The 23,901-nt window shown below is 70.6% G+C and carries 19 protein-coding genes and 1 tRNA gene; 6 read left to right on the forward strand and 14 right to left on the reverse strand.

Annotation, left to right across the window (positions count from 1 at the left end; all coding sequences use genetic code 11):
• Nucleotides 1-24: 24 nt before the first annotated feature.
• From IPL40_01055 to IPL40_01070, 4 genes are all read right to left on the reverse strand, one after another.
• Complete coding sequence (locus tag IPL40_01055; GenBank protein ID MBK8479757.1) at nucleotides 25-1,161, reverse strand: N-acetyltransferase; 1,137 nt, start codon at nucleotides 1,159-1,161, stop codon at nucleotides 25-27.
• Between the two features lie 72 nt (nucleotides 1,162-1,233).
• Complete coding sequence (locus IPL40_01060) at nucleotides 1,234-2,376, reverse strand: CxxxxCH/CxxCH domain-containing protein (GenBank protein MBK8479758.1); 1,143 nt, start codon at nucleotides 2,374-2,376, stop codon at nucleotides 1,234-1,236.
• 65 nt (nucleotides 2,377-2,441) lie between these two features.
• Nucleotides 2,442-3,569 (reverse strand): cytochrome c3 family protein, encoded by a 1,128-nt coding sequence (locus IPL40_01065; GenBank protein ID MBK8479759.1) that lies wholly within the window; start codon nucleotides 3,567-3,569, stop codon nucleotides 2,442-2,444.
• Nucleotides 3,566-4,918 (reverse strand): hypothetical protein, encoded by a 1,353-nt coding sequence (locus IPL40_01070; protein ID MBK8479760.1) that lies wholly within the window; start codon nucleotides 4,916-4,918, stop codon nucleotides 3,566-3,568. Before IPL40_01070 ends, IPL40_01065 begins: the two co-directional genes overlap by 4 nt.
• A 356-nt stretch (nucleotides 4,919-5,274) precedes the next feature.
• Here IPL40_01070 and IPL40_01075 point away from each other — a divergent pair, with 356 nt between their 5' ends.
• Nucleotides 5,275-5,907 carry an HAD-IB family phosphatase gene (locus tag IPL40_01075; GenBank protein MBK8479761.1) on the forward strand — a complete coding sequence of 211 codons (633 nt, stop codon included), beginning with the start codon at nucleotides 5,275-5,277 and terminating at the stop codon, nucleotides 5,905-5,907.
• Between the two features lie 102 nt (nucleotides 5,908-6,009).
• Here the strand turns inward: IPL40_01075 and IPL40_01080 are convergent.
• Nucleotides 6,010-6,083 (reverse strand) — tRNA-Met (locus IPL40_01080).
• Nucleotides 6,084-6,345: 262 nt separating this feature from the next.
• On the opposite strand from IPL40_01080, the gene IPL40_01085 reads away from it, so the two are divergent.
• Nucleotides 6,346-8,043, forward strand: coding sequence for a radical SAM protein (locus tag IPL40_01085; GenBank protein MBK8479762.1), 1,698 nt, complete (start codon nucleotides 6,346-6,348; stop codon nucleotides 8,041-8,043).
• Between the two features lie 11 nt (nucleotides 8,044-8,054).
• On the opposite strand, the gene IPL40_01090 is transcribed toward IPL40_01085, so the two are convergent.
• Together IPL40_01090 and IPL40_01095 are read right to left on the reverse strand one after the other, a co-directional pair.
• Nucleotides 8,055-9,488 (reverse strand): dihydrolipoyl dehydrogenase, encoded by a 1,434-nt coding sequence (locus IPL40_01090; GenBank protein MBK8479763.1) that lies wholly within the window; start codon nucleotides 9,486-9,488, stop codon nucleotides 8,055-8,057.
• 28 nt (nucleotides 9,489-9,516) lie between these two features.
• Complete coding sequence (locus IPL40_01095) at nucleotides 9,517-9,837, reverse strand: sulfurtransferase (protein MBK8479764.1); 321 nt, start codon at nucleotides 9,835-9,837, stop codon at nucleotides 9,517-9,519.
• Between the two features lie 203 nt (nucleotides 9,838-10,040).
• On the opposite strand from IPL40_01095, the gene IPL40_01100 reads away from it, so the two are divergent.
• Together IPL40_01100 and IPL40_01105 are read left to right on the forward strand one after the other, a co-directional pair.
• Nucleotides 10,041-12,080 (forward strand): NAD(+) synthase, encoded by a 2,040-nt coding sequence (locus IPL40_01100; protein ID MBK8479765.1) that lies wholly within the window; start codon nucleotides 10,041-10,043, stop codon nucleotides 12,078-12,080.
• Nucleotides 12,077-12,997 carry an alpha/beta hydrolase gene (locus IPL40_01105; protein ID MBK8479766.1) on the forward strand — a complete coding sequence of 307 codons (921 nt, stop codon included), beginning with the start codon at nucleotides 12,077-12,079 and terminating at the stop codon, nucleotides 12,995-12,997. The genes IPL40_01100 and IPL40_01105 overlap by 4 nt, the downstream gene beginning before the upstream one ends.
• A gap of 30 nt (nucleotides 12,998-13,027) precedes the next feature.
• Here the strand turns inward: IPL40_01105 and IPL40_01110 are convergent, their stop codons facing one another.
• Together IPL40_01110 and IPL40_01115 are read right to left on the reverse strand one after the other, a co-directional pair.
• Nucleotides 13,028-14,080 carry a hypothetical protein gene (locus IPL40_01110; GenBank protein MBK8479767.1) on the reverse strand — a complete coding sequence of 351 codons (1,053 nt, stop codon included), beginning with the start codon at nucleotides 14,078-14,080 and terminating at the stop codon, nucleotides 13,028-13,030.
• A gap of 20 nt (nucleotides 14,081-14,100) precedes the next feature.
• The gene (locus IPL40_01115) at nucleotides 14,101-15,081 is read right to left on the reverse strand and encodes an ArsA family ATPase (protein MBK8479768.1); all 981 of its coding nucleotides are present in this window, start codon (nucleotides 15,079-15,081) and stop codon (nucleotides 14,101-14,103) included.
• A 99-nt stretch (nucleotides 15,082-15,180) separates the two neighbouring features.
• Here IPL40_01115 and rocD point away from each other — a divergent pair, with 99 nt between their 5' ends.
• Together rocD and IPL40_01125 are read left to right on the forward strand one after the other, a co-directional pair.
• Entirely contained in the window at nucleotides 15,181-16,380 is a 1,200-nt protein-coding gene (gene rocD / locus IPL40_01120; GenBank protein MBK8479769.1) for an ornithine--oxo-acid transaminase, read from the forward strand.
• A gap of 211 nt (nucleotides 16,381-16,591) precedes the next feature.
• A complete protein-coding gene (locus IPL40_01125; GenBank protein ID MBK8479770.1) occupies nucleotides 16,592-18,451 on the forward strand; it encodes an acyl-CoA dehydrogenase in 1,860 nt (619 codons plus the stop codon).
• Nucleotides 18,452-18,531: 80 nt separating this feature from the next.
• On the opposite strand, the gene IPL40_01130 is transcribed toward IPL40_01125, so the two are convergent.
• The 5 genes from IPL40_01130 to IPL40_01150 all read right to left on the reverse strand — a co-directional run bounded on the left by IPL40_01130 (nucleotide 18,532) and on the right by IPL40_01150 (nucleotide 23,899).
• Entirely contained in the window at nucleotides 18,532-18,960 is a 429-nt protein-coding gene (locus IPL40_01130) for a hypothetical protein (protein ID MBK8479771.1), read from the reverse strand.
• Entirely contained in the window at nucleotides 18,957-19,901 is a 945-nt protein-coding gene (locus IPL40_01135; protein MBK8479772.1) for a ribose-phosphate pyrophosphokinase, read from the reverse strand. The genes IPL40_01130 and IPL40_01135 overlap by 4 nt, the downstream gene beginning before the upstream one ends.
• Complete coding sequence (locus IPL40_01140) at nucleotides 19,902-20,858, reverse strand: transketolase family protein (GenBank protein MBK8479773.1); 957 nt, start codon at nucleotides 20,856-20,858, stop codon at nucleotides 19,902-19,904. It abuts the gene before it with no gap.
• Nucleotides 20,855-21,691, reverse strand: coding sequence for a transketolase (locus IPL40_01145; protein ID MBK8479774.1), 837 nt, complete (start codon nucleotides 21,689-21,691; stop codon nucleotides 20,855-20,857). Before IPL40_01145 ends, IPL40_01140 begins: the two co-directional genes overlap by 4 nt.
• Nucleotides 21,692-21,778: 87 nt before the next feature.
• Nucleotides 21,779-23,899 carry a protein kinase gene (locus IPL40_01150; protein MBK8479775.1) on the reverse strand — a complete coding sequence of 707 codons (2,121 nt, stop codon included), beginning with the start codon at nucleotides 23,897-23,899 and terminating at the stop codon, nucleotides 21,779-21,781.
• Nucleotides 23,900-23,901 lie beyond the last annotated feature (2 nt).

Consider the following 23,901-nt stretch of genomic DNA (forward strand, 5'->3'; position numbering starts at 1 on the left):
CTGCCCCCAGCAAGTCGGCCGCGGCTAGCGCTGGATCAGGTCCTTGCGGTAAATGCGGTAGGTCTTGTAGCGCTCGGCCGGCAGGTGGCCCGCGGAGCGCATCATCGGCTCGTTCGTCTCCACGACATTCGAGAGCTCGCATTCGGTGAAGCCCGCACGCAGTCCGCGCTCCGCCACCTCGGTCGAGAAGACGATCTCGTAGCCGCGCCCCTGATAGGCCTCGAGCACCCCCATCAAGAGCAGCCGGAAGTGTCGCTGACGCTTGATGCCCCGCAGCAGCTTGTACCAGCCGAGGGGCCAGAGCCGGCCGTCGATCTGGCGCACCAGCGGGTTAGCGTCATAGACGGAGAGCGCGAAGCCGACCGGCTCGCCGGCGACCTCGGCGATGAAGGTCAGCTCGGGGATGATCAGCTGGCGCAGGCCCGACGCCAGGCGGTCGAACTCGCGGTCCGTCAAGGGCAGATGGCCGTAGTTCGGGCTCCAGGCGCTATTGAAGAGGTTCTTCACCAACGCCGCTTCTTCGCGGAAGCGGCGCATGTCGGGGTTGCGCAGGGTCAACCCCTGTCGGCGAATGATCCGATCGCGGAGCTGCTTGAGCCGCGTCGGCCAGCGCTCGCGCGCCGCCTCCTCGGTGATGCGGTAGGCGTACCAGTCGACCGCCTTGGCGTAGCCCGCGCCCTCGACCAGCGCCTGGTAGTAGCGCGGGTTGTGGATATTCATCACGTAGGGAGGCGTCGCGAAGCCGTCGACCAAGAGCCCGATTTCATCGTAGATGCCGAAGCCGTAGGGTCCCTCGACCTGCGAGCAACCGTGCTGGCGCAACCAGTCCTCGGCCGCCGCGAAAAGCGCCTCGGCGGTGGCGGGGTCGTCCTCGCACTCGAAGAAGCCGAAGAAGCCCTTGCCGTCGGCGTAGTGCTCGCGGTGCCGTCGGCTGAACTGCGCCGAGATGCGGCCAACGGGGCGCTCGCCCCGCCAGGCGACCAGCAGCTCGGCCTCGCCGCCGTCGAAGAAGACGCCGCGCCGCGGATCGAGGAAGGGCTTGAGGTCGGCCAGCAGCGGCGGAATCCAGCACGGATCGTCGGCGTAGAGCGGCCACGCGAGATCGATGAAGGTCCGGCGCTCGCGAGCCGTGCGTGCGGGGCGAATGGTCAGGTCAGACATCGGCTGCCGGCGGCATAGCAGAAAGCGGGCTTGGCGAGTAGCCCCTTGACCCGCCGCCGCGCGCTCCTGCGGTCAATCGCCGAGGTCGACCGTGCCGTTGGCGTGCTTGGTCGGGTCGAGAATGCGCGAGGGGTCGCCAGCCGCGACCACGCCGCTGTGGCAGCTCCCGCAGTCGCTCCCCGCCGGATGGGGCGCTGCGGGCGGGAAGCCGTGGCAGCTCGAGCAGGTCAGGCTCTGCGGCGCGGTCCAAGTCCAGCCGCCACCGGAGGCCCCCGGGCGACTATGGCAGTAGGTGGTGCAGGAGAGGGCGACGACGTTGTAGGTCGAGCTCGTGCCCCTCGCGTTCGCTGTGCCACCGAAGGTGACCTCCGCGTTAGGCGAGTCGTCGAGGTGCCCCGCTGCCTCGACCTTGCTCGGCGTCAGGTGACAGACGCTGCAGGCGTAGGCCGCATGTCGCTCGGTGGCGCGGACGTGGCTTTGATGGACCCCGACACCGCGCGCGCTGATCTCGGTGTGGCCCGCGCTGTCCCGCGGCGGGGCGTCGTTGATCGCGCTGCCGTGGCAGCGATTGCAGGTCGCGTCACGAACCACCTCGACGCTGCCGTTGACGTGCAGTGCGCGGTCAGCGATCCGATTCTCGCTGTCGACGACCTGGGGATGGCAGGCGCTGCAGGCCCGCGTCTGAGGGTGGGGCGCCGGCGGGGGAAAGCCGTGGCAGCCGTTGCAGCCGGTCTGGCTGCCATCGACCAGCGTCCACTGCGGCTCGCGGTGTGCGCCGCCGGCGAGCGTGGCGCCATGGCAATAGGTGTTGCAGGTGCCGCCGCGCGCGTCATAGGTCGACTGCGTTTCGTCGGCGTTTGCGCGTCCGCTGAAGGTGACCTCGGCGGGCAAGTCATCGTCCATGTGACCCGGGGCGCCGACCGTCGTCGGCACGATGTGGCAGGTGTCACAGCTTAGGGGCGCGCTGAGGGCTCCGCCCTTGAGATGGATCTCATGCGCGCCGACCCCGCGCACGGCGGTCGAGCTGCGGCCGCCCAGCAGCCAAACGCCCGGCGGCGGGGCCGGGTCGTCAGGGCCGTTGCCGTGGCAGCCGGCACAGGCCTCGCCGCGCGCGCTCAGCGGTGCTCGCTCGCCATAGCAGCCCGCGGCGGCCGTCAGGAGCAGAAGCGCCGCGATTGGCAGGTGGGAGGGACGATCGAGAGAGTGAGTTGCCATGTGCAGTGCCTGGCCGGCGCGCCGCCGGCGGATCGGTGATGCCTCTTCGCTCAGGCCGCCGCGGCTCAATGGCAGAAGCGGCACATCTGCTTGTCCCGCTGACCACCGGCGCTCCAACCAGGCGGATGCGGATTGATGCCCAGGCCGCCCCGGGAGGTGGCTCGGTGGCAACGAATGCAGTTCGATTTCGGACCCTGATCGTGGCACGAGGCGCACTCGACGATGTGGCGTCGTGCCTCGATCCCGTGGCCGTTTGGCGACCCCGGCGTCAACCAATCCGGCGGGTGCGGCGACCGGCCGCTGCGGGCTGCCGCACCGGCGGTGGCGCTGACGCCGCGCTCGCTGTGGCAGCGATCGCAGGACTTGATGCTGTGGCAGCGTGTGCAGGTCGGGATGTCGCCGCGGGCGACGATCGCGTGGCGGCTGATCCAATCGCCCCGATGGATGAACTCGCGCTCCGCACGCTCGGCGTATTTCAGGTCGGGCAGGACGGCGGCGCGACGGCTGTGACAGTCGGCGCAGAAGGGCTGTCGATGGCAGCTCGCGCAGAGCTCCGGCTGCGCGCTGGCAGGTCGCGCATGCTCCTCGATGAAGTTGCCCTCGTGATTGAACTGGCTGACCGCCCGCAGCGGGAAGTCGCGCAGGCTCGTGTGGCAATTCGTGCAGGTGAGCTGGCGATAGTCCTGCAGGTGATTGTGGCAGGCGAAGCAATCGGCCCGCATCGCCGGCCGGGGGAGCTGGTCGAGCGATGCCGAGACCATCACGCCGCCGTGGCAGGCGACGCAGCCCTTCGCGCGCTCGACGTGCTGCTGATGCGAGAAGCGGAGGCGTGGCGTTGGCGCGCGCCGCGCCAGCTTGCCCGGATGGGCGGGATCGCGGTGGCAGGTCTTACACGCCGCCTTGTCACTGACGTCATGGCATTCGGCGCAGGCGGCCTTGGTCGGTCGGTGTGCTGCGCGCGCCGCCAGCGCGCCGGCGCCCTCAACGCCCTGGTGGCAGTTCTCGCAGCCGACGTCCTGCTCTGCGTGCAGCGCATGAGAGAAGATGATGTCGCTCGGTGCGACGCTGACCCGATTGGACTGCGCGGCTTGCTCGAGCTGCCCGCGCGATGGGGAGCAGGCAGCGAGCGCGGCGATCAGGCTCGCCAGGCCGAGCCAGGCGGTGGGAGGCGCGAAGCGGTCGTGGCGGCTCATCGTGCCCAGCTCCAAAGCCCGCTGTAGGTCAGCCGGCCGAGCACGCGGACGTCGCTCTCGGCTAGCGGGGTGACGAAGGCGCTGGCCGCGAGCTGCGCCGACAGCGCTGGCGTAACGGCATAGCCGGCCAGGGCCAGCGTGCCGAGCGAGATCCGATGTTCCTCGAGGCGCTGCTCGTAGTCAGACGCCGCGGCAGCGGCGGCGTCACTGCCGAGCAGCAGCAGGTAGGCCTCGAGGTTGGCGTAGAGACCGCAGGCGAAGCGGTAGCTGCCAAAGAGGCGATTCTGCAGCGACCATTGGTCGACGGCGGAGATCCACTCGCTGCGGAGGCCCAGGCGGCCGTTTCGCTCGGCGCCGAGCGCTTGCTCCAGCGCGAGCGAGGCGCCGTAACCGACGCGCACCTCGTCGTCGCCGACGAAGAAGCGGGGCCCGCCGTCGAGGCTACCCCAGAGGGAGGGGGTCAGGGCGTAGCGGGCCCCGAGCAGCGCGCTGTGAAAGCGCTCGTCGGTGAAGACGCTGAAGATGGAGGTCTTGGGAATCGTCAGCGAAGGGATGTGAAAGCTGTAGTCGGCGCTGAGCTTGAGGTCGGCGACGGCGCGCGAGGTCAGCGTGAGCCAGAGCTCCTGCGGCAGGCCGTAGAGCGTGTCGACGACGCCGCCGGCCATCGCCTCGAGCTTGGCCGAGCTCCAGTAGCCGGCCTGCAGCGTGAGGTTCTGGCGCACGGCCTCGTCGCCATGCGCCTCGTGGATGAAACCGACCGCGGCTACGGCCCGGTCCAGCAGGCGCCAGCGCAGGCGCCCGCCGGTGGCCCAGTTGGAGTAGAATGTCGACTCGCGGCTGACATGCGGATCGCTGCCCCGCTCCGGCGTGTAGTCGAGTTGCCAGGGCTCGGTACGCCCGCCGAAGGCCGAGACATCGACGTTCCAGGGCAGCTGGTAGCCGACCGTCAGCCCGTCGAGGTGCTCGGCCTGCCCGGCGCCGAGGAAGAGATACTGGCGCCCGAGGACCAGCGAAACGCGCCGCCGACGGTCTTGCCAGCGCAACGAGCCGGTGATCACGTTACCACGCGCGCGCCCGTCGTCGCCCATCCCGGCAAAGCGTCGCTCGGCGAGGTCGATGCCGGCGACGCCGGAGAGGTCGACCTCGAGCCCAGGCAGGCCCACGTCATCGGCGGCCAGCTCGATGAATTGATAGAAGGTCACGCGGGAGCGCGTATCGGAGGCGTCGAGCACCGGCGCGGATTCGCTGCTCGTGCCGTAGGTATGGGTCGTGATCGCGACGCTCGACTGCGACTGCGCTGACGCAGTGGCAGGCAGAGCCAAGACGAGCCCGAGGCCCGCGAGGGCCAAGCCCGCAGCGGCCGACCCTGCAACGGCTGGCGAATGGGTGCGGCGCAACCTGCCCGGCGGTGAGCGGTGTAGCACGGCCGTCGTCTCCCCGGTGAGCGCTGATGCGCGTGAGGCGGTTCTCCGTCCTTAGTAACCGAGAGCAGGCGCGCGGGACAAGCAGCAAACGTGATCTGAGTTACAACCAGGGTTCAATTGGTCCTGTTTTGAGGGCGAAGGGGAGGGTCACGGCTGCCCTCATGTGCCCGTAGGGCAGGCCGATGTTGGCGGCGCGATGTGTTGCTAGCGATGTTGGCGGCGCGCCACGGTTGTGGCAGCGTACGCGCCGATCGCTCCACGATCGGCGAAGGGCCCTCGTCATGCATCAGCGCATCGTCTTCTCCGACTTCGACGGGACCATCAGCGCGAGTGAAACCTTCACGCGCATGCTCGACCGCTTCACGCCAGAGCTCGCCGCTGAGCTGGTCCCTGCGCTGGTGGCGCAGCGCCTGACGCTGCGCGAGGGCGTGCGCCGCCTGGTCGAATCGATTCCCTCGGCCTGCTATGGGGCGATCCTCGAGCACGTGCGCGAGGTCGGCCTGCGGCCGGGCCTGCCCGAGCTGCTGGACTTCCTCGACGCCCGTGGCGTGCCCTTCATCGTCGTCTCCGCCGGCCTGCGCGGAATGGTCGAGGCGGCGCTCGGGGACCTGCGCGCGCGCGTCCACGCGGTCTACGCGATGGACGCCGAGACGGCAGGGCCCTTCCTGCGCGTGCAATCCGCTTTCGAAGAGGGTGACGAGTTGGTGGCGAAGGTCGCCGTGATGCGGTGCCACCCGGCGCGAGAGACCGTGGCGCTCGGCGACTCGGTCACGGACCTACAAATGGCGCTCGCCGCCTCGACGGTCTTCGCCCGCGACCGCCTCTGCGGCTACCTCGACCGGAAAAGCCACACCTACCTGCGCTGGGAAGACTTCCATGACGTCAGGCAGGCGCTGGCGGAGCGCTGGGGTTAACGCGCGAGGCCTGCTGACGCAGGCGCTGAAGGTGCGCAGAGCGGCGCCACGACTCCGGCCGGGTGGCGGCCCGGAGTCGCGTTCCGGAAGTGCCCAAACGAGTAGCTGGGGGCGGACTCGAACCGCCGACCTAGGGATTATGAGACCCTCGCTCTAACCACCTGAGCTACCCAGCCGCGAACCACAATCGAAAACGCGCCGCGTTGATATCCGATCTGTGGCGCAAGTCAACCTCCACTCGCCCGCACCTCCCGCTGCTGGTCGCGCTTCCGTGCCCACCTCGCCACCATAGGCTCTGCGTCCTCGTCCATTTGGGGCTCTGCGTCTTCGTCCATTTCGCTCGGCTCGCGCGTTGGCCAGCCGAGGTCGTAGCCCGCTGCGCGTTGGGCCTGGTTCCCGCGGGGTGGAGCCTGACAGGCGACCCGGACGAGGATGCCGATGAGCTGCGGTGGCCGCGTGGTGGAGCTGCTGGCCCCGTCGAAGGGGCCAGCAGGGGCGCTCTGCCTTGCCGCGGTGCTCTGTTGGACGGGTGGGCGCACGGCTGCCGAGGAGCGTGACGCGCCGGCAGCCGTCGTGGCCCGGGCTGAGAGCCTCGCCCGTGTGCTCGACGGCGTCGACGCCGCTGCGGCCGATCGCGTGCTCGCCGCCGAGCTGGCGCCCGAGGATCGCTCGCCCTACGGACGTGCCTTTGGCGCGCTGGTGGCCAAGCTCTACCGCGAGCCCCACGCCCACCGGAGCGCCCGCTTCGCGGCTGCGCAGCGGCTCGATCGCGAGACGATCTATCGGCTCTACGAGATGGTGCGCGGCTCCCCGCTGGTGACCACCTTGCTGCGGCAGTTCTCGCCGCATCCGCACTTCATCCAGATCCTGGGCCGGGAGCTCGAGGATACGGACTGGCTCGAGCAGCTGGTGACCGAGGGCTACGCGCCCCCCAAGAAGCTAGAGCTCCATATCGGGCATCGCTGCCCTGCCGACTGTGCGTTCTGCTTCTCTGCCGAGCTGCGTGGCGCGCTGGCGCGCAGCCGCCAGACGATTCCCGTGCGCGTGCCCTTCTATCCCGACGAGCTTCAGGGCGACCGCCCGATGAGCCTCGCCGAGTACACCGCCCTGATCGATGAATTCCGCGCGCTCAGCCCCGTCGCGCACCCGATCCTGGTGCTCTCCGGCGGGGCGGAGCCGCTGACCTTCAAGCCCTTGCCCGAGCTGATCGCCTATGCCGCCGAGCGCGGCATTCGGGCGCAGCTCTACACCTCGGGGATCGCGATGTCCCGCAGCGATGGCGCCGCGTTCTACGATCGACTGCTGCAGGCAGACTTCATTCGCCTGAGCTTGAACGCGGCCACCGCTGAGACCTATCGGCGGGAGATGCGGGTCGACGCCTTCGATCGCGTGGTCGAGAACACGCGCCGCCTGGTGGCGCGCAAGCGGGAGCGAGGGGCGGCGACCGAGCTGCGCGCCAACTTCGTCGCCGGCCCTGAGAACGTCGATGAGTTGGGTCGCTTCGCCGACCTGGCACAAGAGCTCGGCCTCGACCGCATCTCCGTGCGCCTGCCCTACGTGCAGACCACCGGCAGCCTGAGCGAGCGCGATCGCGAGCGGGTCGAGGGGGCCGTTCAGGGGCTACGAGACCGCATCAAGGAGCAACGCTATCCGCAGCTGATCGTCGACCTGCCCGAGCGCTGGATCCTCGACGAGATGACCCCCGCAGCGCTCGGGATCGAGGGCTTCGACCGCAGCGTCGCGCTCTTTTCGCCGACGGTCACGCCCTACCGCCATGTCGTGCACCGCTGCACCAGCGCCAATCCGGGCTACTTCAAGCCCGAGCTGGCGTTGGGGACGCTCGAGCTCGCGCCCGCGACGCCGGCCGCAGCGCGCCGGGGACTGGGAACGATCCTCGAGCGCTTTGTCCGGGGTGAGACGTCTTGGCACGATGACCCGACGCGCTACGACACCAACGCCTTGGCTACCGAGCTGATTCTGCGCCTGGCGCGGGATGAGCTGCGCGCGGGGTTCCGCCTCGAGCGCTGGCCCCTTGGCCCTGCGGCCACGGCGCCGCGAGCGGCGCTGGATCGGCGTGGTGCCGCCGACCGAAGCGGGACGCGGACCCGGGCCGGAGTCACCGCCAGGCCGCGTTGAGGGCGCCGGCGCTACTCACCTGGCCCGAGGGCGTGGCAGTCGTCGCCTGGCGCACGCGGGGTCGCGAGCGCCGCCTTGAGCTGGCGCAGCGCCGTGCGGAGTCCTTCCTCGATCACCGGGTGATAGAAGGGCTGCCGCAGCAGCTGCGGCACGGTGAGCTCCTGCTGCACTGCCCAGGCCAGTAGATGGGCCGTATGCTCGACGCGCGGCCCCACCATCTCGGCGCCGATCAAGCGCTCGGAGCCGACCTCGCCATAGAGCCGAACCAGCCCGTGATTCTGGTTCATCACGCGCGCCCGGCCCTGGTCGCCGTAGTCGACCTCGCCGACGCGATGTTGCTCGCAATCCAGCGCGCGGAAGGAGGCGCCGACGATCGCCAGCTGGGGCTCACTGAAGACGATGGCCAGCGGGGTGCGGCGCGGCTCGGCCTGCACCGCCGGAAAGCGCGCGGCGTTGAGCCCAGCGATCTGCCCTTCGTCGGCGGCCTCGTGGAGCAGTGGGCGGTAGGCGCTGACATCGCCAGCCAAGAAGATGTTCGTCGCGCCAATTCGCGTCGTGGTCGGATCCCAGTCGCGCACCTGACCGCGCTCGATCTGGACGCCCGCATGCTCGAGGCCCAGGTCGCCCAGGCGCGGCTGTCGCCCGGCAGCGACGAGCACACGCTCGACGGTGCGAACGTGCGGCGCGCCAGCGCTGTCGTGAAAGCGCACCTCGACGCCCTCGCCCTGGCGCTCGATGGCGTCGAGGCGGTAGTTGAGGAAGAGTTCGTATTCCGCGCTGAAGGCCTGCTGAGCCGCCGCGCGGCAGCGCGGGTCCGCCAGCGGACCGACGGCGTCGTCGATGCTCACCAGGGTGACGCGGGTGCCGAGGCGCTGCAGCGCCTGGCCGAGCTCGAGGCCGATTACCCCGGCGCCGGCCACCAGGACGCTGCGCGGCAGCTCGGGCAGCTCGAAGATGGTGTCGTTGCTCAGCAGGCGATCGCCGAGGGCGCGGAAGGGCGGGGGCACCATGGGCGCGGAGCCGGTGGCGACGACAATGCTGCGGGCCTCGACCTCGGTGTGATCGTCGACCTGCAGCGTATTGGGGCCGACCAGCCGGGCCTTGCCCTCGAGGAGATCGCCCTCGCGGCGGATCGCCTCCAGTGAGCGCAGGACGAAGCCGACGAAGCGATCACGCTCGCGTTGGACGCGCTGGAGCACGGCGCTGCCGTCGACGCTGAGGGTGGTTTGGAGGCCGAAGACGGCGCTGGTCCGCGCCGCATGGGCCGCGTCGGCAGCCGCGATCAGCAGCTTCGACGGCATGCAGCCGACGCGTGCGCAGGTCGTCCCCAGCGGACCCGCGTCGATCAGCACGCAGCTCGCACCGGCGGCACGGGCGGCCCGTCGTGCCGGTAGCCCGGCCGATCCCGCGCCGATCACTGCCACATCGACCGTCCTCTTTTGCATCGCTCGCCTGCTCTCGCCCTTCAGTAGGTCAGTAGGTGGCCATGGCCGTGTCGATTTCTTCAGCCCAGGCGGTCATGCCCCCCTCGAGGTTGATCACCCGCGCGAAGCCCGCGCGCTCGAGCAGCAGCGCGCCCCGCAGGCTCCGGGCGCCGCGATGGCAGATGACGACGATCTCGCGCTGCGCGTCGAGCTCGCTCAGGCGCGCGGCGAGCTCACCGAGGGGGATCGCGCAGGCGCCGGGAAGCTGACAGACCTCGAGCTCCCAGGGCTCGCGCACGTCGAGCAGCAGCGGGGGCGCGTCGGTGCCCTGGAGACGACGCTGAAGGTCGAGGGGTTGCCAATGCAGCATGGGCGGCGAGCCTACCAGGATCAGCGCGACGGACCAAGGGCGAAGCCGTGAGCAGGGCCTCGCTGTGCAGCGCTCGTTTGACGCGTTTGACAGCGCCGCGTCGCCGAGCCGATGATCCCGCAGCGTTCCGCCGGGTGATTGCGTGAAGGCGTGATCGCGACGGGATCGCGAGCTCGACGGGTTGCTGAGCAGACGGGGTTGCGATGCAGGGGTTTGCCCGACTGAGCGCTGCCGTGCCGCGTTGTGTGGTGGCAGACGTCAGCGCCAACTGTGCGGCGACGCTGGCGCTCTGGCGGCGTGCGGATGCCGAGGGCAGTCAGCTCGTCGTCTTTCCAGAGCTCGGCCTGTCGAGCTACTCCGCGCGCGACCTGTTGCACGATGCTTCGCTGCTCGCCGCCTGCCGCGAGGGTCTGAGCTGGCTCGCGGAGCAAGGCAAAGGGCTGCGACCGCTGGCCCTGGTCGGCCTGCCACTGCGCGTCGGCGGCGGGCTCTACAACGTTGCGGCCGCGCTGCAGGGCGGTCGCTTGCTGGCCGTGGTGCCCAAGTCTTACCTGCCGGCGCAGCGCGAGTTCGAGGAGCGTCGCTGGTTTCGTTCGGGGCTGGCCGTGCCGCCGGCGAGCACACTGCAGTGGGATGGCCGTGAGGTGCCCTTTGGCACCGACCTGCTGCTGCGGGCCGGGGGCCAGGCGGACCTCGTCGTTGGCGTCGAGCTCTGTGAGGACCTCTGGGTCGCGCTGCCGCCGAGCGCCTTTCAGGTCGGCGCCGGCGCGACCGTCATCTGTAATCTCTCGGCGTCGAACGCCACCGTTGGCAAGGCCGAGCTGCGGCGCCTGCTCGCGCGCTCCGCGTCGGATCGGGGCAAGTGCGCCTATGTCTATGTCGGCGCCGGGCCGGGCGAATCGTCGACGGACGTTGTCTTCGACGCCGACGCCTTCATCTGTGAGGACGGCCGCGTGCTCGTCAACTCGCAGCGCTTCGTCCGCGAGGGCCAATGTCTGACGACAGATATCGACCTCGAGCTGCTGCAACAGGAGCGCCTGCGCAGCAGCAGCTTCGGTGATTGCGCCGAGCAGCACGCGCGCAGCTTCCGCTCGGTCGCGTTTCGCGCGCAAGCGCCGACCGCGCCGCTGCGCCGGATGGTCACGCCGCATCCCTTTCTGCCCGCCGACGCGACTGCGCTGGCGGAACGATGCAGCGACATCTTTTCGATTCAGACGCAGGGGCTGGTGACGCGCGTCTTGGCCGCCGGCAGTGAACGGCTCATCCTGGGGCTCTCGGGCGGCGTCGACTCGACCCAGGCGGCGCTTGTCGCTGCGGCCGCGTTGGATGAGCTCGGCGTGCCGCGCGCGCAGCTCGAGGCCGTGCTGCTGCCGGGGTTGGGCACGAGCAGTCGGACCAGCGCCAACAGCAAGGCGCTGGCGCTGGCGCTCGGCGCCACCACGCGTGAGCTCGATATCAGCGAGTCGACACGGCTCGTGCTGAGCGCGACCGAGCATCCGGCGCTGGCGGGTATCGCGAGCGCCGAGGCGCTGATCGAGCGCCTGCGCGAGCAACCCGCGCTCGGTGACGCAGCCCTCGAAAACGCACAGGCCCGGCTACGCACCCTCCTGCTGATGACGCTGGCCAACCAGCACCACGGGCTGGTCGTCGGCACGGGCGACCTCTCGGAGAAGGCGTTGGGTTGGGCGACCTACGCCGGCGATCACATCGCGATGTATGACGTCAACGTCGGCGTGCCGAAGACGCTGATCCGGCTGCTGATCCGCTGGGTCGCCAATGAACGCGCGACGCAGTGGAGCAGCGGCGACGGCCCGCTGCTGCGGCGCACGCTCTTCGACATCCTCGACACACCGATCTCGCCCGAGCTCCTGCCCGCCCACCTCAGCGGCGAGATCGCGCAGCTCACCGAGGCGGCGATCGGCCCCTACGAGCTGCACGATTTCTTCCTCTATCATCTGGTCCGTCACGGCGCGCGGCCGACCCGTATCCTGCTGCTGGCCGAGGTCGCCTTCGCCGGGCGCTATGCGCTGCCCGAGCTGCAGCGCTGGCTGAGGGTCTTCCTGCAACGCTTCTTTGCCAGCCAGTTCAAGCGCTCGTGCACCGCCGACGGGCCCAAGGTCGGGATGGTGGCGCTGTCACCGCGTGGCGATTGGCGGATGCCCTCGGACGCGAGCCCGCGCGGCTGGTTGGCCGAGGTCGAGGCCTACGGGGCTGGCGATACCAGGACGACGAGGGCCACTTGAGCGAGCGCGAGAGCCCCTTGACGGTCACTGCGGCCCCGTCGCCCCGTGCAGTGGGGCGCTTCGTCGTCGATGACGGTACGGAGCTGGCGTATCAGGTCTACGGAGCGACGCAGGCGCCGGCCTTCGCGATCGCCGGGGCGCTCGGTGTCGCACCGGCGGTGCTCTCGCCGCAGATCGCCGCGCTGTCGCGCCGCTACCGCGTGGTCTGCATGGACTATCGGGGCACCGGCGCGGCGCGCGGAGGACCGCTCCCCGGGGACCTCAGTCCCCCGCGCCTCGCCCGCGATCTCGGGGCCGTCCTCGACCGCGTCGACGTTCGCAACGCCGTCCTCGTCGGCTGGGGTCTGGGGGTGGCGGTCGCGTTCGAGCTGGCGCGCCAGCGGCCTGCGCTGCCCGCTGCAGTCGTGGCGCTGTGTGGGACCGCCGGGCGTCCGCTGCGCGCGGCGCTGCCCCTGCCGCTGGCCTGGGCCGGCGAGCAGCTCGTGGCTCAGCTGGCGGGCTATCCCGATCTCGTCGAGCACTTCGTCGAGCTGACGGCACCCCTGCCCCGCGCGCTGCTGGCGGTGCTCCGGACGTTGCTCCCTGCGGCTGAGCCGGTCGATCGCAAGTCCGCGATCCGCGGCCTCGGCGGGCGCAAGAACGCCGAGAGGGCCGTGCTCCTGCGTCTGCTGGTGGAGCAGCTCCGGCACGACGCGAGCGATGTCGTGCCCCGGCTCGGCTGTCCCCTGCTGGTGATTACCGGGACGCGCGATCGCTTGACCTCGACGGCCGCGGGGCGGGCGCTGGCCGCGGCGGCGCCGGACGGCGAGCAGCGCGAGGTCGAGGGCGCGACGCGCTTCGCCGCCCTCGAGCAGCCCGTGATGATCAACCGTTGGCTCCTGGAGCTCGCGCGCAAGGTCTATCGGCCAGCGCCGTGACGCGCTCCCGCGAGCGTGCGGCGCGCGCGATCAGCGCGCTGAGCAGCCGACGAAGGCGGGGCCCGCGTCGCTGATCAGCGCCTCGATCTCGGCGATGGCAAAGCTCTCGTCGTCATCATCGTCACCGTCTTCGAAGAGCAGTAAGGCGACCTGTCCGACGCGCTGGGCTGGGAAGCTGAAGAGGAAGTCGTCGGCGCTGCCGTCCTTCATGCCACCGATCGCGCGCCAGCCGGCGCTGCCGACCGCCGGCCGGGGGATGGCCGCGCTGGTCGAGGCGTTGACCAACAAGCTCCAGCAGCGCAGGTAGCGCGTGCCGACGCTCTCTCGTGGCGGGTAGCGCACGATGAACTGGGAGATCTCTGCCGCCGCGCGGAGCGGGAACCAAACGTAGCTGGCGGTGTCGCAGGCGCTGTTGGGCAGGCCGGGGCCCCCACGCTCGCGGAAGGCGAACTCGCTGAAGGTCGTGACGTCGCCGTCGCTGACGCGGGAGAGTGCACCGCGCACCTCGCCGTTGGCGAAGGGGACGATTCCCGCGAGCACGTTGCTGCCCGCCGTCGGGCTGTGGGTCACCTCGACGGTGGTCGGCGCGCTGGCGCAGCCCTGGCCATCGAGGGCGACGATCTCGAAGCGGGTCGTTTGCCGGGCGGGCAGGTTCAGCTCCTCGCAGAAGTGGCCGCTACGCGGCAGTGGCGCGAGGCGTTGCGCGCCCGCGCCGGCGATCAAGACGGCGACCGCCGGTGCGCCGAGCTTGCCACTGATGGCGACGCGCGCCTGGGTGGTGGGGGTCGCCAGCGCGTCGACTTGCGGGCGGGCCAAGCCGGGGCAGGTCGGAGGCAGGGAGCCGCCGCCGTCAGCGCTCGGACGGCCGCTGTAGCCGATGGCCTCGCAGCGGCCGGCGAGACAGGCGCCGCCGCGTTCACAGGTGCCCTCGGGGTAGCAGCCCTGCCCCAACGCGCCCTGGGAACCCCACGGAGCCTCCGTCGTGCAGGCGGCGAGCTGCCCGATCGCGAGCAGCAGAGCGAGCGCACCGACGCTCGCGTCGCGTCGCGCGTGTGTCGAAGGCCGGCGGGCAGCGGCGAGCATCGGCCGATTCTGGCACGGGCTTAGCCGACTGAGCAACGCGCGCCTTCGCGCTGCAAGCTCGCGAAGGACTGCTCATCCCAGAGCCGAGCGGCGAACGCGGCCAGCGCCTCGAGGCCGCGGACCTCGCTGGCGAGGCTCGGCACGAGGTGCAGCGGGAGCTCGCCGACCGCGGCGCGCAGGTGCTGGAGCTGCTGCTGCTGCCGCGCATGGCGGCCCTGGCAGTGCTGACAGGTGGCGCTGGAGGGCTGCAGCTGGTTGACGATCAGGCCGCCGACACCGACGCGCAGCTGCTGCAAGGTCTGCAGGGTGCGCAGGGTCTCGAGCACGCTTAGCGCCTCGGGAATCGTCACCAGGAAGACAGCGGCCCGTTGCGCATCCGCCAGATGCTCGCGCAACTGCGTCAGGCGCCGGCGTCCGCCGTGAAGCCCGCGCTCCAGCTCGTCGCGGCTGCCGTGCTCGGTCGCGCCGCGCGGAAGCCAGCGCCGCAGGAGGCGCCCGGCGCGGCCGAGGTGATGCTGAAGATCGAGCAACGCCCCCATCCAGCCCTCGAGCAGCTCGGGCAACATCAGCAGGCGCAGCGTGTGGCCGGTCGGCGCCGTATCGACGACCACCACATCATGCGCGCTGGTCTCCAGCGCCTGCAGCAAGATCTGAATCGCCGCCAGCTCGTCGACGCCGGGGCCCTGGCTGGCCAGCGCCAGCACGCGCGCCAGGCCTCGCGCGGTCGAGGGCTGCTCGGCCTCGCCGACAGCCGCCGTCGCCGCGCCGAAGAACCCGGTCGCGTCGATCTCGAGGGCCTCGAGATTGGGAGCCACCAGGCGTGGCTCGGCGCCGAGCGCCTGCTCGAAGACGTCGGCGAGCGAGTGCGCGGGATCCGTCGACACGGCGAGCACGCGGCGCCCCTGGCGCGCCAGATGAATGGCCGTGGCGCCAGCGATCGTGGTCTTGCCGACGCCCCCCTTCCCGGAGAGCAGCACGACGGGGCAGAGCTCGGCGCTCATCTGGGGCTCCCCGGGCCAGTCAGGAGCGAATGGCGTAAACTGGAGGTTAGTCGCATCAAGAGACAGCCCTCGCGGCAGCAGCGATAGGGAGGCAGCCAGATGACGCGTGCCCAAGGGATCATCGCGCGCACCGAGGCTCACGGCGCGCATAACTACCAGCCACTGCCGGTGGTTCTAACACGCGGCGAGGGCGTCTGGGTGTGGGACGTCACGGGGCGGCGCTACCTGGACCTGCTCAGCGGCTATTCCGCCCTCAGCTTCGGACACGCACATCCTCGGCTCGTCGCGGCGCTGCGCGAGCAGGCAGGGCGCTTGAGCCTGACCTCGAGGGCCTTCTACAACGACCGCCTGCCCGAGCTCTTCGAGCGCTTGACGGCGCTGAGCGGGCTGTCGCGGGTCCTGCCGATGAATACGGGGGCCGAGGCGGTGGAGACCGCGTTGAAGGCGGCGCGCAAGTGGGGCTACACGGTCAAGGGCGTGCCGCCCGATAGCGCCGAGATCATCGTCTGCAGCAATAACTTCCATGGCCGCACGATCAGCGTGATCTCGTTCTCGTCCGTCGACCAATACCGCGCCGGCTATGGACCCTTCACGCCAGGCTTTCGCGCGATTCCCTTCGGCGACGCGAGCGCGCTGCGCCAGGCCATCGGGCCGCGCACGGTGGCCTTTCTCGTCGAGCCGATTCAGGGGGAGGGCGGCATCGTCGTGCCCCCCGAGGGCTATCTTGCGCAGGTCGCGGAGCTCTGCCGCGCGCAGCGCGTCCTGCTGCTGCTGGACGAGGTTCAGACCGGTCTGGGGCGGACCGGGCGCACCTTCTGTTTCGAGCACGAAGGCGCGCGCCCCGATGTGCTGATCCTCGGCAAGGCCCTCGGCGGCGGCCTCTACCCCGTCTCGGCGGTGGTGGGCACCGAGGAGGTCATGGGCGTCTTTAGGCCGGGTGATCACGGCTCGACCTTTGGCGGCAATCCGCTCGCTGCCGCAGTCGGGGTCGCGGCGCTCGAGCTGCTCGAGCGTGAGGGGCTCGCCGAGCGGGCGCGGGTGCTCGGCGAGCGCTTGCTGGCGGGTCTGGCGGCGCTGCGCTCGCCCCTCGTCGCGGAGGTGCGCGGGCGCGGCCTGTTGGTCGGGGTCGTGCTCAGGCCCGAGCTGGGTGGCGCGCGCCCCTATTGCGAGCGCCTGCTAGCGGAGGGCTTGCTCTGCAAGGAGACCCATCGGGACGTGATCCGGCTGGCTCCGCCGCTGATCATCGGCGAGGACGCGTTGGACTGGGCCATCGAGAGGGTTGGACGGGTGCTGGTTTAGCAGGCTGGCATACTTGTTTTCATCGACGGGCAGTTGCGAAAAGCGCCGGTACTGCGTAGACTAACCCCCAATGACGCAGTGCGTAATACGGCCACGCACCCAAGTCGCCCCACGCGGTCGCGTTCCCCCAGATGATGGCTTCGTTTCGCGCTTCGGGCAGCGCCCCGGCGGCCGCCCGCGGTATGGCCCCAGCGAGCAAGGAGGCTGACCCATGGCTCCGTTCACCATCGACCTTCGCGATCTGAAGTTCGCCCTCTTCGAGCAGATCGAGATCCAGAACCTGCTCAAGCAGGAGCTCTTCAGTGAGCTGACGCAGGACGATCTGGAGATGATCCTCGACGAGGCGTGCAAGTTGGCGCGGGAGGTCTTCGCGCCCGCGGGCATCGCCGGTGATCGCGAGGGTTGCACCTTCGAGGACGGCAAGGTGCGCGTGCCGCCCTCCTATCATGAGCCCTTCCGGCGCTACTGCGAGGCGCAGTGGTTGGCGCTCAACCACAGCCCCGAGTGGGGCGGGCAGGGCGCCCCCCGCTGTCTGCGCACCGCGGTCGACGACATGTTCTTCGGCGCCAATATTGGCCTCAACCTCGGCATGTTGCTCACCCCCGGCGCCGCGCACCTGATCGAGGCCTTCGGCGACGAGGCGCTCAAGCAGACCTACCTGCGGCGCATGTACAGCGGCGAGTGGGGCGGCACGATGTGCCTGACCGAGCCGCAGGCCGGCTCCGACGTCGGCATGGTCGCCACCAAGGCGACGCGCGAGGGTGACGCCTATCGCATCGAAGGCGAGAAGATCTTCATCACCTACGGTGAGCACGATCTGACGGAGAACATCGTGCACTGCGTTCTGGCGCGGATCGAGGGCGCGCCGAAGGGGACGAAGGGACTGAGCCTCTTCGCGGTGCCGAAGTATCGCGTGCAGGGCGACGGATCGTTGGGCGACCTCAACCACGTGGTCTGCACCAACATCGAGCACAAGCTCGGCATTCACGGCTCGCCGACCTGCACGATGAACTTCGGCGGCGCCGGGCCGTGTCTCGGGGCGCTGATCGGCGGCGAGCACCAAGGCATGTCGGCGATGTTCCAGTTGATGAACGACGCGCGGCTCGCCGTTGGCCTGCAGGGCGTGGCCCTCGCCAACGCCGCCTACCAGGCGGCGCTGGGCTATTCGCGTGAGCGGCTGCAGGGGCCGGACGTTGAGCGCTTCAAGGACCCCGAGGCGCCGCGGGTGCCGATCGTCCGCCACCCGGACATTCGCCTCTCGCTGATGCGGCAGAAGGCCTACTCAGAGGGTTGCCGCGCGCTGGTGCTCTACACGGCCTACTGCATGGACGTCGCGCGCTGCGCGCCGACGCCAGAGGAACGTGACGAGCATGCCGCGCTAGTCGAGCTGTTGACGCCCATCTGCAAGGCCTACGGCTCGGATATGGGCTTCAGCGTGACCGAGTGGGCGTTGCACACCTTCGGGGGCTACGGCTATCTGCGCGACTATCCGGCCGAGCAGCTGCTGCGCGACTGCAAGATCGCCGCGATCTACGAGGGTACCAACGGCATCCAGGCCATGGATCTGGTGGCGCGCAAGCTGCCGGCGCGCGGTGGCGCCAACATGTTGGCGGTCTACAAGCGCGTCAAGGCCTTCATCGAGGCGCAGCGCGAGCATGTCGCGCTGGGGCAGGCCGTCGCCGTGCTCGAGCAGGCGACGGTCACCTGGAGCGAGGTCAACCGCGCGCTGGCGACCGCCGCGATGCGCAAGGATTGGCTGATGCCGCTGCTGCACGCCACGCCCTACCTCGCGCTCTGCGGCGATCTGCTGGTGGCCTTCATGCTGCTGCAGCAGGCGGAGGTGGCGTGGCGGCGGCTCGTCACGCTCTGCGCGGGTGCTGGCGTGGACCCGCTCGATGGCGCGGCGCTGCGCCGCCTGGCGACCAGCGACGACGAGGTGCGCTTCTACGACGGCAAGGTCAAGACGGCGCGCTTCTTCTGCGCCAGCGAGCTGCCGCGGCTGCATGCGCGCGCTGCTGCGATCACCGGCTCCGACCGCAGCGCGCTCGAGATCGTTTTTGCCGGCGAGTGAGGGCGGCCCCTCGCGCGAGCAGCGCCGCCTTTGGGCACGCTAGCGCCGGCGGTTTGGCGCCTGCCGCGCGTCCCGCGCGTTCACCGCGCCCGCGACGCGGACCTGGGCTCGACGGCCCGCTCGATGCCCCAGAGCGCGAAGCTCGCCCCCACCACGCCGACCGTGGTCCAGGCCAGGTCAAGCAGTGAGAAGCGGTTGTTGGGCTGTCCGGCGTCGTAGAGCTCCTTGCCGAGGCCGGGCAGCAGCCCGAGCGTGGCGCAGAGCGCGAGGCGCGTCGGCGCCCGATCCGCGGCGGCGGCCCAGAGCAAGCCGTAGCAGCCGCTGCCGATCGCCAGGCCGACCGTCAGGTGGAGGGCCTTGTCGCGGCCCCACGCGCGGTCATTCGCCCCCGCCGTGCCCGTGCGCAGCGCCAGGAGCCCGAGCGCGAGCAGCGCGACGAGCATCGCCTGGCCAGCGGGACGGCGTCGTTCGAGGACCCGGCACGACTGCGCGCCGCCCACGCGGGTCATAGCGCCAGCGCGAGCACCGAGGCGCCGACGTGGACGTTGCGGATCACGGCGGCGAGCAGCGGGGCGACCGTGACGACGCTGATCTTGGCGCTCTGCTTCTCGGCGCTCAGCGGGATCGTATCGGTGGTGATCAGCTCGCTGATCTGCGAGCGCTCGAGGCGCGCCACGGCGGCGCCCGAGAGCACCGGATGCGTCACCGCGGCGCGCACGCTGCGCGCGCCGCGGGCGACGAGCAGCGCCGCCGCCTCGGTGAGGGTGCCCCCCGTGTCGATGATGTCGTCGACGAGGACGCAGTCGCGCCCCTGAACATCGCCGACCAGCTGCATCGAGCGCGCCGAGCCGCTCGCGCTCCGTCCCCGGTCGATCAGCGCGATCGATCCGCCGAGCCCCATCGCGACCTGGGTCGCGCGGTCGACGCCGCCCGCATCGGGCGAGACCACTACGGGCTCGTCGAGCGGGAGCTGCTTGAGGTGCTCGACGAGCAGGCGCGTGCAGTGCAGGTGATCGACCGGCACCTCGAAGAAGCCCTGGATCTGCGCCGCGTGGATATCGATGGTGATGATCCGGTCGACACCGACGGCCGTCAGCATGTTGGCCACGACCTTGGCCGAGATCGGCGAGGGGTGGCCCGTCAACCCGTCCTGACGGCTGTAACCGAAGTAGGGCAGCACGGCGTTAATCCGCGCCGCGGAGGCGCGTCGGCAGGCGTCGATCAGCAGCGCCAGCTCCATCAGGTGATCATTGCTCGGCGCGCAGGTCGACTGCACCAGGAAGACGTCGTCGGCGCGGATCGACTCGTTGATCTGCACGCCGATCTCTCCGTCGGCGAAGCGCTGCACCGCGGCGCTGGTGATCGGTTGGCCGAGGACCGCGGCGAGCTTGTCGCCGAGCGCGGGGTTCGAGCTGCCGCAGATCAGCCGAGCAGGCCGGAGCATCGACATTCACCTCTTGGCGCGGGCGATCGCCTGTTTGGCCGCGGCGGCGACAGCCTGGGGTGTGAGATCGAAGTACTGGAGCAGCTCCTTCGGGTCTCCGGAGCGCCCGAAGGCGTCGCGCACCGCGACCCGCTCGAGGGGAATCGGGTGCCGCCGCAGCAGCACCTCGCCGACGGCGTCGCCGAGCCCGCCGCAGACGTTATGCTCCTCGGCGGTGACGGCCGCGCCGGTCTCGACCGCGCAGCGTACGATGATGTGCTCGTCGATCGGCTTGACGGTGGAGAGGTTGACCACGCGGGCCGAGATGTTCTCGGCGGCCAAGAGTTCGGCGGCCTCGATCGCTGCGTGCAGCATCAGGCCGATGCCGAAGATCGTCACGTCATGACCGGGTCGCACCTCCCAGCCGACGCCGATGCGGAAGGGCCGCTCGTCGCAGTCGATCACCGGCAGGTTCTCGCGCGTCAGTCGAATGTAGACCGGGCCATCGTACCAGGCGGCGGCCTCGACCGCCTTGCGGGTCTCGACGGCGTCGGCCGGGACGATCACGGTCATCGTCGGAATCGCCCGCATCACGGCGATGTCCTCGAGCGCCTGGTGCGAGGCGCCGTCCTTGCCCACCGTCAGCCCGCCGTGCGTGGCGACGAGGTTGACGTTGCAGCCGGGCAGGGCGACGGAGTTGCGGATCTGCTCCCAGCAGCGCCCCGTGATGAAGATCGCGAAGCTCGAGGCGAAGACTATCTTGCCGGTCAGCGAGAGCCCCGCCGCGGTGCAGATCATGTCCTGCTCGCTGACCCCCATGTTGAAGAAGCGATCGGGGAAGCGCTCGGCGAAGAGCGCGGTCTGCGTCGAGCTCGAGAGATCCGCGTCGAGGACGACGACGTCGCGACTGAGCTCGCCCAGCCGGACGAGCGTGCGGCCGTAGGCTTCGCGGGTCGAGAGCACGCGGCGGGTCGTGCGTGTCATGGCTCGGTCACCGCCGGCGGCTCGCCCAGCTCCCCGAGCGCGAGCGCGAGCTCGGCGGCGTTGGGTGCCCTGCCGTGCCACTCGACCTTGTCCTCGAAGAGCGAGACGCCCTTGCCCTTGATCGTGCGCGCGACGATTACCGTCGGCGTCTCGGTGTTGGCGCGCGACTGATCGAGCGCGCCGAGGATCTGCTCGATGTCGTGCCCGTCGATCTCCAGCGCCTTCCAGCCGAAGGCGATGAACTTGGCGGCGATCGGCTCGACGTTCATGATCTTGGCCACGGCCCCGTCGATCTGCAGGCGGTTGGCGTCGACGATCGCGCAGAGCCCGGCCGAGCGGAAATGCGCGGCGCTCATCGCCGCCTCCCAAATCTGCCCCTCCTGCAGCTCACCGTCGCCGAGCAGGACGTAGACGCGCTGAGCCTGTCCACGGAGGGCCAGGGCCATGCCGTGCCCCACGCTGAGGCCCTGGCCGAGCGAGCCCGTCGAGGCCTCGACGCCGGGGCAGCGTCGCGAGTCAGGATGCCCCTGCGTGATGCTCTCGAGCTGGCGCAGGCGCGCCAAGTCGTGGCTCGTGATGTAGCCCCAGCGGTGCAGCACGGCATAGAGCGCCGGCGCGGCGTGGCCCTTGCTCAAGACGAAGCGATCCCGCCCCGGCCAGTCGGACTGAAACGGGTAGTGACGCATCTCCGCGAAGTAGAGGCAGGTCAGCAGATCGATACAGGAGAGCGAGCTGCCCGTATGGCCGGACTTCGCCTGGTGGATCGTGCGCAGGATCGAGACCCGCAGCTCGCGGGCGATCGCCCGGAGCTGCTCGGGATCGCGGGTGCGCACCGGCTGAAGCTTCACCACCGACCTCGAGGGCGCGACGTGGGCCCGCCGGCCGCGTTACTAGCCCAGAATGCCGCCAAGCGCCATCGCTTATGGCGATCGCCGCGGTGGCGCGGGGGCGCTGGAGCCCTGCGGGTGGCGCGGTCCCTTGGGACGCAGCTCGGCGTGAATGGCCCCGCTCTCCGCGCGCAGCGTCACCACGAGGATCTCGTAGCCGGGATGGTGGAGCTCGACCTGCAGCCCTCGCGCCGTGGCGCGCTCCAAGAGGAGCGGCGTGCTGCCCAGCTCGACGCCGTCCCGCGCGCTGTAGACCGTGGCGCCGCTTGGCGCGCTGGTCAGCCGCACGCGCGCCAGCGAAGCGCGCCCCTTGGCGCTCCGGGCCTTCACGCCGGCGCCACCGCCTGCGCCGCCTTCGCCGCGCGTCAGCAGCAGCAAGGACCAGGCGCCGAGCGCGATGCCCGCCACGACAATCGTCGTCGCGACGATCCGAGCGCGTGGCGGCAGCTGCGCGCCGGGGCCAGCGGCCCCGCTCGGCAGAAGCACGGAGCTCTGAGGCGTCTTGCGCTCGCGGAAGTAGGGATGGGTACCCGGGCGGCGGTCGCCGAGCGTGGGCCGATTGGACCAGTCACCGGTGGCCACCCGTCGCATCCGCTCCGGCGTGAGCGTCGTTAGCGGATCGCCCGCCGGCGTCGCCGGGCTGGCGATGGCTGGTGGCTGCCATGCGGTCGCGCCGAGGCCCAGTGGCTGAGGATCGATCAGCGTCGCGTGCTCGTCAACGGCGGCGCCCCCGAAGTCGCTGGAGCGCGCCCCGATCAGCGTCGCGGCGCCGGCGCTCTCGCCTGGCTGTGGTGCGGGCGCTGCGCCGCTGAGGACCGCTGCCGCGCCCTCGGCTGTGACGACGACGCTGGCGTCGTCGGAGACCCGCAGCGGCTGCCGCGTCGCCCCCGCGCTGGCTGGACCGGGCGTCGTCCTCGACGCCAGCGCGACGCTCGCTGGGCGGCCGCTGGTCGGCGGGGCATCGGCGAAGGGCAGGCGACTGCCCTTCGCGCCAAAGAGCAGCGTCCGCCGCCGGAGATCGGCGCCCTCCGCCTGGCCCGCCGGGGCCTGGGCCCGCGGACGCGTTGCGGGGCCGGCCGTCGACGGGGGCGGCGCCGTCGTGAGCTGATCGACGTGCGTCAAGGGCGGGTCGACCGGGCCATCGCTCTGCGTCTCCTCGAGCGGGAGGGTCTCGAGCAGGTGGTCGAGTAGGCTGACGCCGCGGCGCTGAGCCTCCTCCCAACCCTCGACCTCAGTCGCAAAAACGACGCGCATCAGCTCGGCCGCCCGCAGCTCGCTGAGCGTGAAGCGCTGCCGCTCCGCGACGCGCACGAGCTCTGCGTGCAGCTCGCGCGCGCTGGCGAAGCGCTGCTCTGGATCGAAGGCGAGGGCGCGCAAAACAACCGCCTCCAATGGCGCCGGATAACCGCGGACGATGGTCGTCGGGCGGCGCACCTCGCCGTTGCAGATCTGCCGATAGACGTCGTTCTCCCGTTCGCCGGCGAAGAGGTGCTCGCCGACGGTGGCCTCCCAGAGCGAGATGCCGAGCATGAAGATGTCGGCGCGGTGGTCGACCGGGCGCCCCAGGAGCTGTTCCGGAGTGAGGTAACGTACCTTCCCTTTGACGTAGCCCGGGTGCGTCATTGCGCTGCGATTCGCGAGCCGAGCGATGCCGAAGTCGACCAGCTTCACGTCGCCATCGAAGGTCACCATGATGTTGCTTGGGCTGACGTCGCGATGGACGATCCCCAGCGCCCGTCCATCGATTCCGCGCGCCTCGTGGGCGTGCTGGAGCGCGGCGCAGACCTTCGTCCCGATGAAGACGGCGATCGGGGCAGGCAGGCCGCTGCGGCCCTCCAGGCGGCAGGCGTTGACCACGGCGCGCAGGTCCCGGCCGTGGATGTACTCGAGCGCGAGGAAGTACTGCCCGCCGATCGTGCCCACCTCGTAGACCTGGCCGATCTGCGGGTGGTGCAGCGTCGCGGCGATGTGAACCTCGTCGCGGAACATGTCGCGCATCGCCGGGTCATCCGCCAGATGCTGCGACAACAGCTTGACCACGGCCAGGCGTCCGGCGCCGGTGGGGCCGCGGACCCGCGCGAGGTAGAGCTCGGCCATGCCGCCGCTCGTCAGCCCGCGGAGCAGCGTGTAGTTGCCGAAGGCGACGGGTTTCAAGG

This window comes from Pseudomonadota bacterium (assembly GCA_016711215.1).
GTDB lineage: Bacteria > Myxococcota_A > Polyangia.

Coding starts and splice junctions, on each gene's coding strand:
- IPL40_01055 (MBK8479757.1), bottom strand. CDS start 1,161: ATGTCTGACCTGACCATTCGCCCCGCACGCACGGCTCGCGAGCGCCGG.
- IPL40_01060 (MBK8479758.1), bottom strand. CDS start 2,376: ATGGCAACTCACTCTCTCGATCGTCCCTCCCACCTGCCAATCGCGGCG.
- IPL40_01065 (MBK8479759.1), bottom strand. CDS start 3,569: ATGAGCCGCCACGACCGCTTCGCGCCTCCCACCGCCTGGCTCGGCCTG.
- IPL40_01075 (MBK8479761.1), top strand. CDS start 5,275: ATGCATCAGCGCATCGTCTTCTCCGACTTCGACGGGACCATCAGCGCG.
- IPL40_01085 (MBK8479762.1), top strand. CDS start 6,346: ATGAGCTGCGGTGGCCGCGTGGTGGAGCTGCTGGCCCCGTCGAAGGGG.
- IPL40_01090 (MBK8479763.1), bottom strand. CDS start 9,488: ATGCAAAAGAGGACGGTCGATGTGGCAGTGATCGGCGCGGGATCGGCC.
- IPL40_01095 (MBK8479764.1), bottom strand. CDS start 9,837: ATGCTGCATTGGCAACCCCTCGACCTTCAGCGTCGTCTCCAGGGCACC.
- IPL40_01100 (MBK8479765.1), top strand. CDS start 10,041: ATGCAGGGGTTTGCCCGACTGAGCGCTGCCGTGCCGCGTTGTGTGGTG.
- IPL40_01110 (MBK8479767.1), bottom strand. CDS start 14,080: ATGCTCGCCGCTGCCCGCCGGCCTTCGACACACGCGCGACGCGACGCG.
- IPL40_01115 (MBK8479768.1), bottom strand. CDS start 15,081: ATGAGCGCCGAGCTCTGCCCCGTCGTGCTGCTCTCCGGGAAGGGGGGC.
- rocD (MBK8479769.1), top strand. CDS start 15,181: ATGACGCGTGCCCAAGGGATCATCGCGCGCACCGAGGCTCACGGCGCG.
- IPL40_01125 (MBK8479770.1), top strand. CDS start 16,592: ATGGCTCCGTTCACCATCGACCTTCGCGATCTGAAGTTCGCCCTCTTC.
- IPL40_01130 (MBK8479771.1), bottom strand. CDS start 18,960: ATGACCCGCGTGGGCGGCGCGCAGTCGTGCCGGGTCCTCGAACGACGC.
- IPL40_01135 (MBK8479772.1), bottom strand. CDS start 19,901: ATGTCGATGCTCCGGCCTGCTCGGCTGATCTGCGGCAGCTCGAACCCC.
- IPL40_01140 (MBK8479773.1), bottom strand. CDS start 20,858: ATGACACGCACGACCCGCCGCGTGCTCTCGACCCGCGAAGCCTACGGC.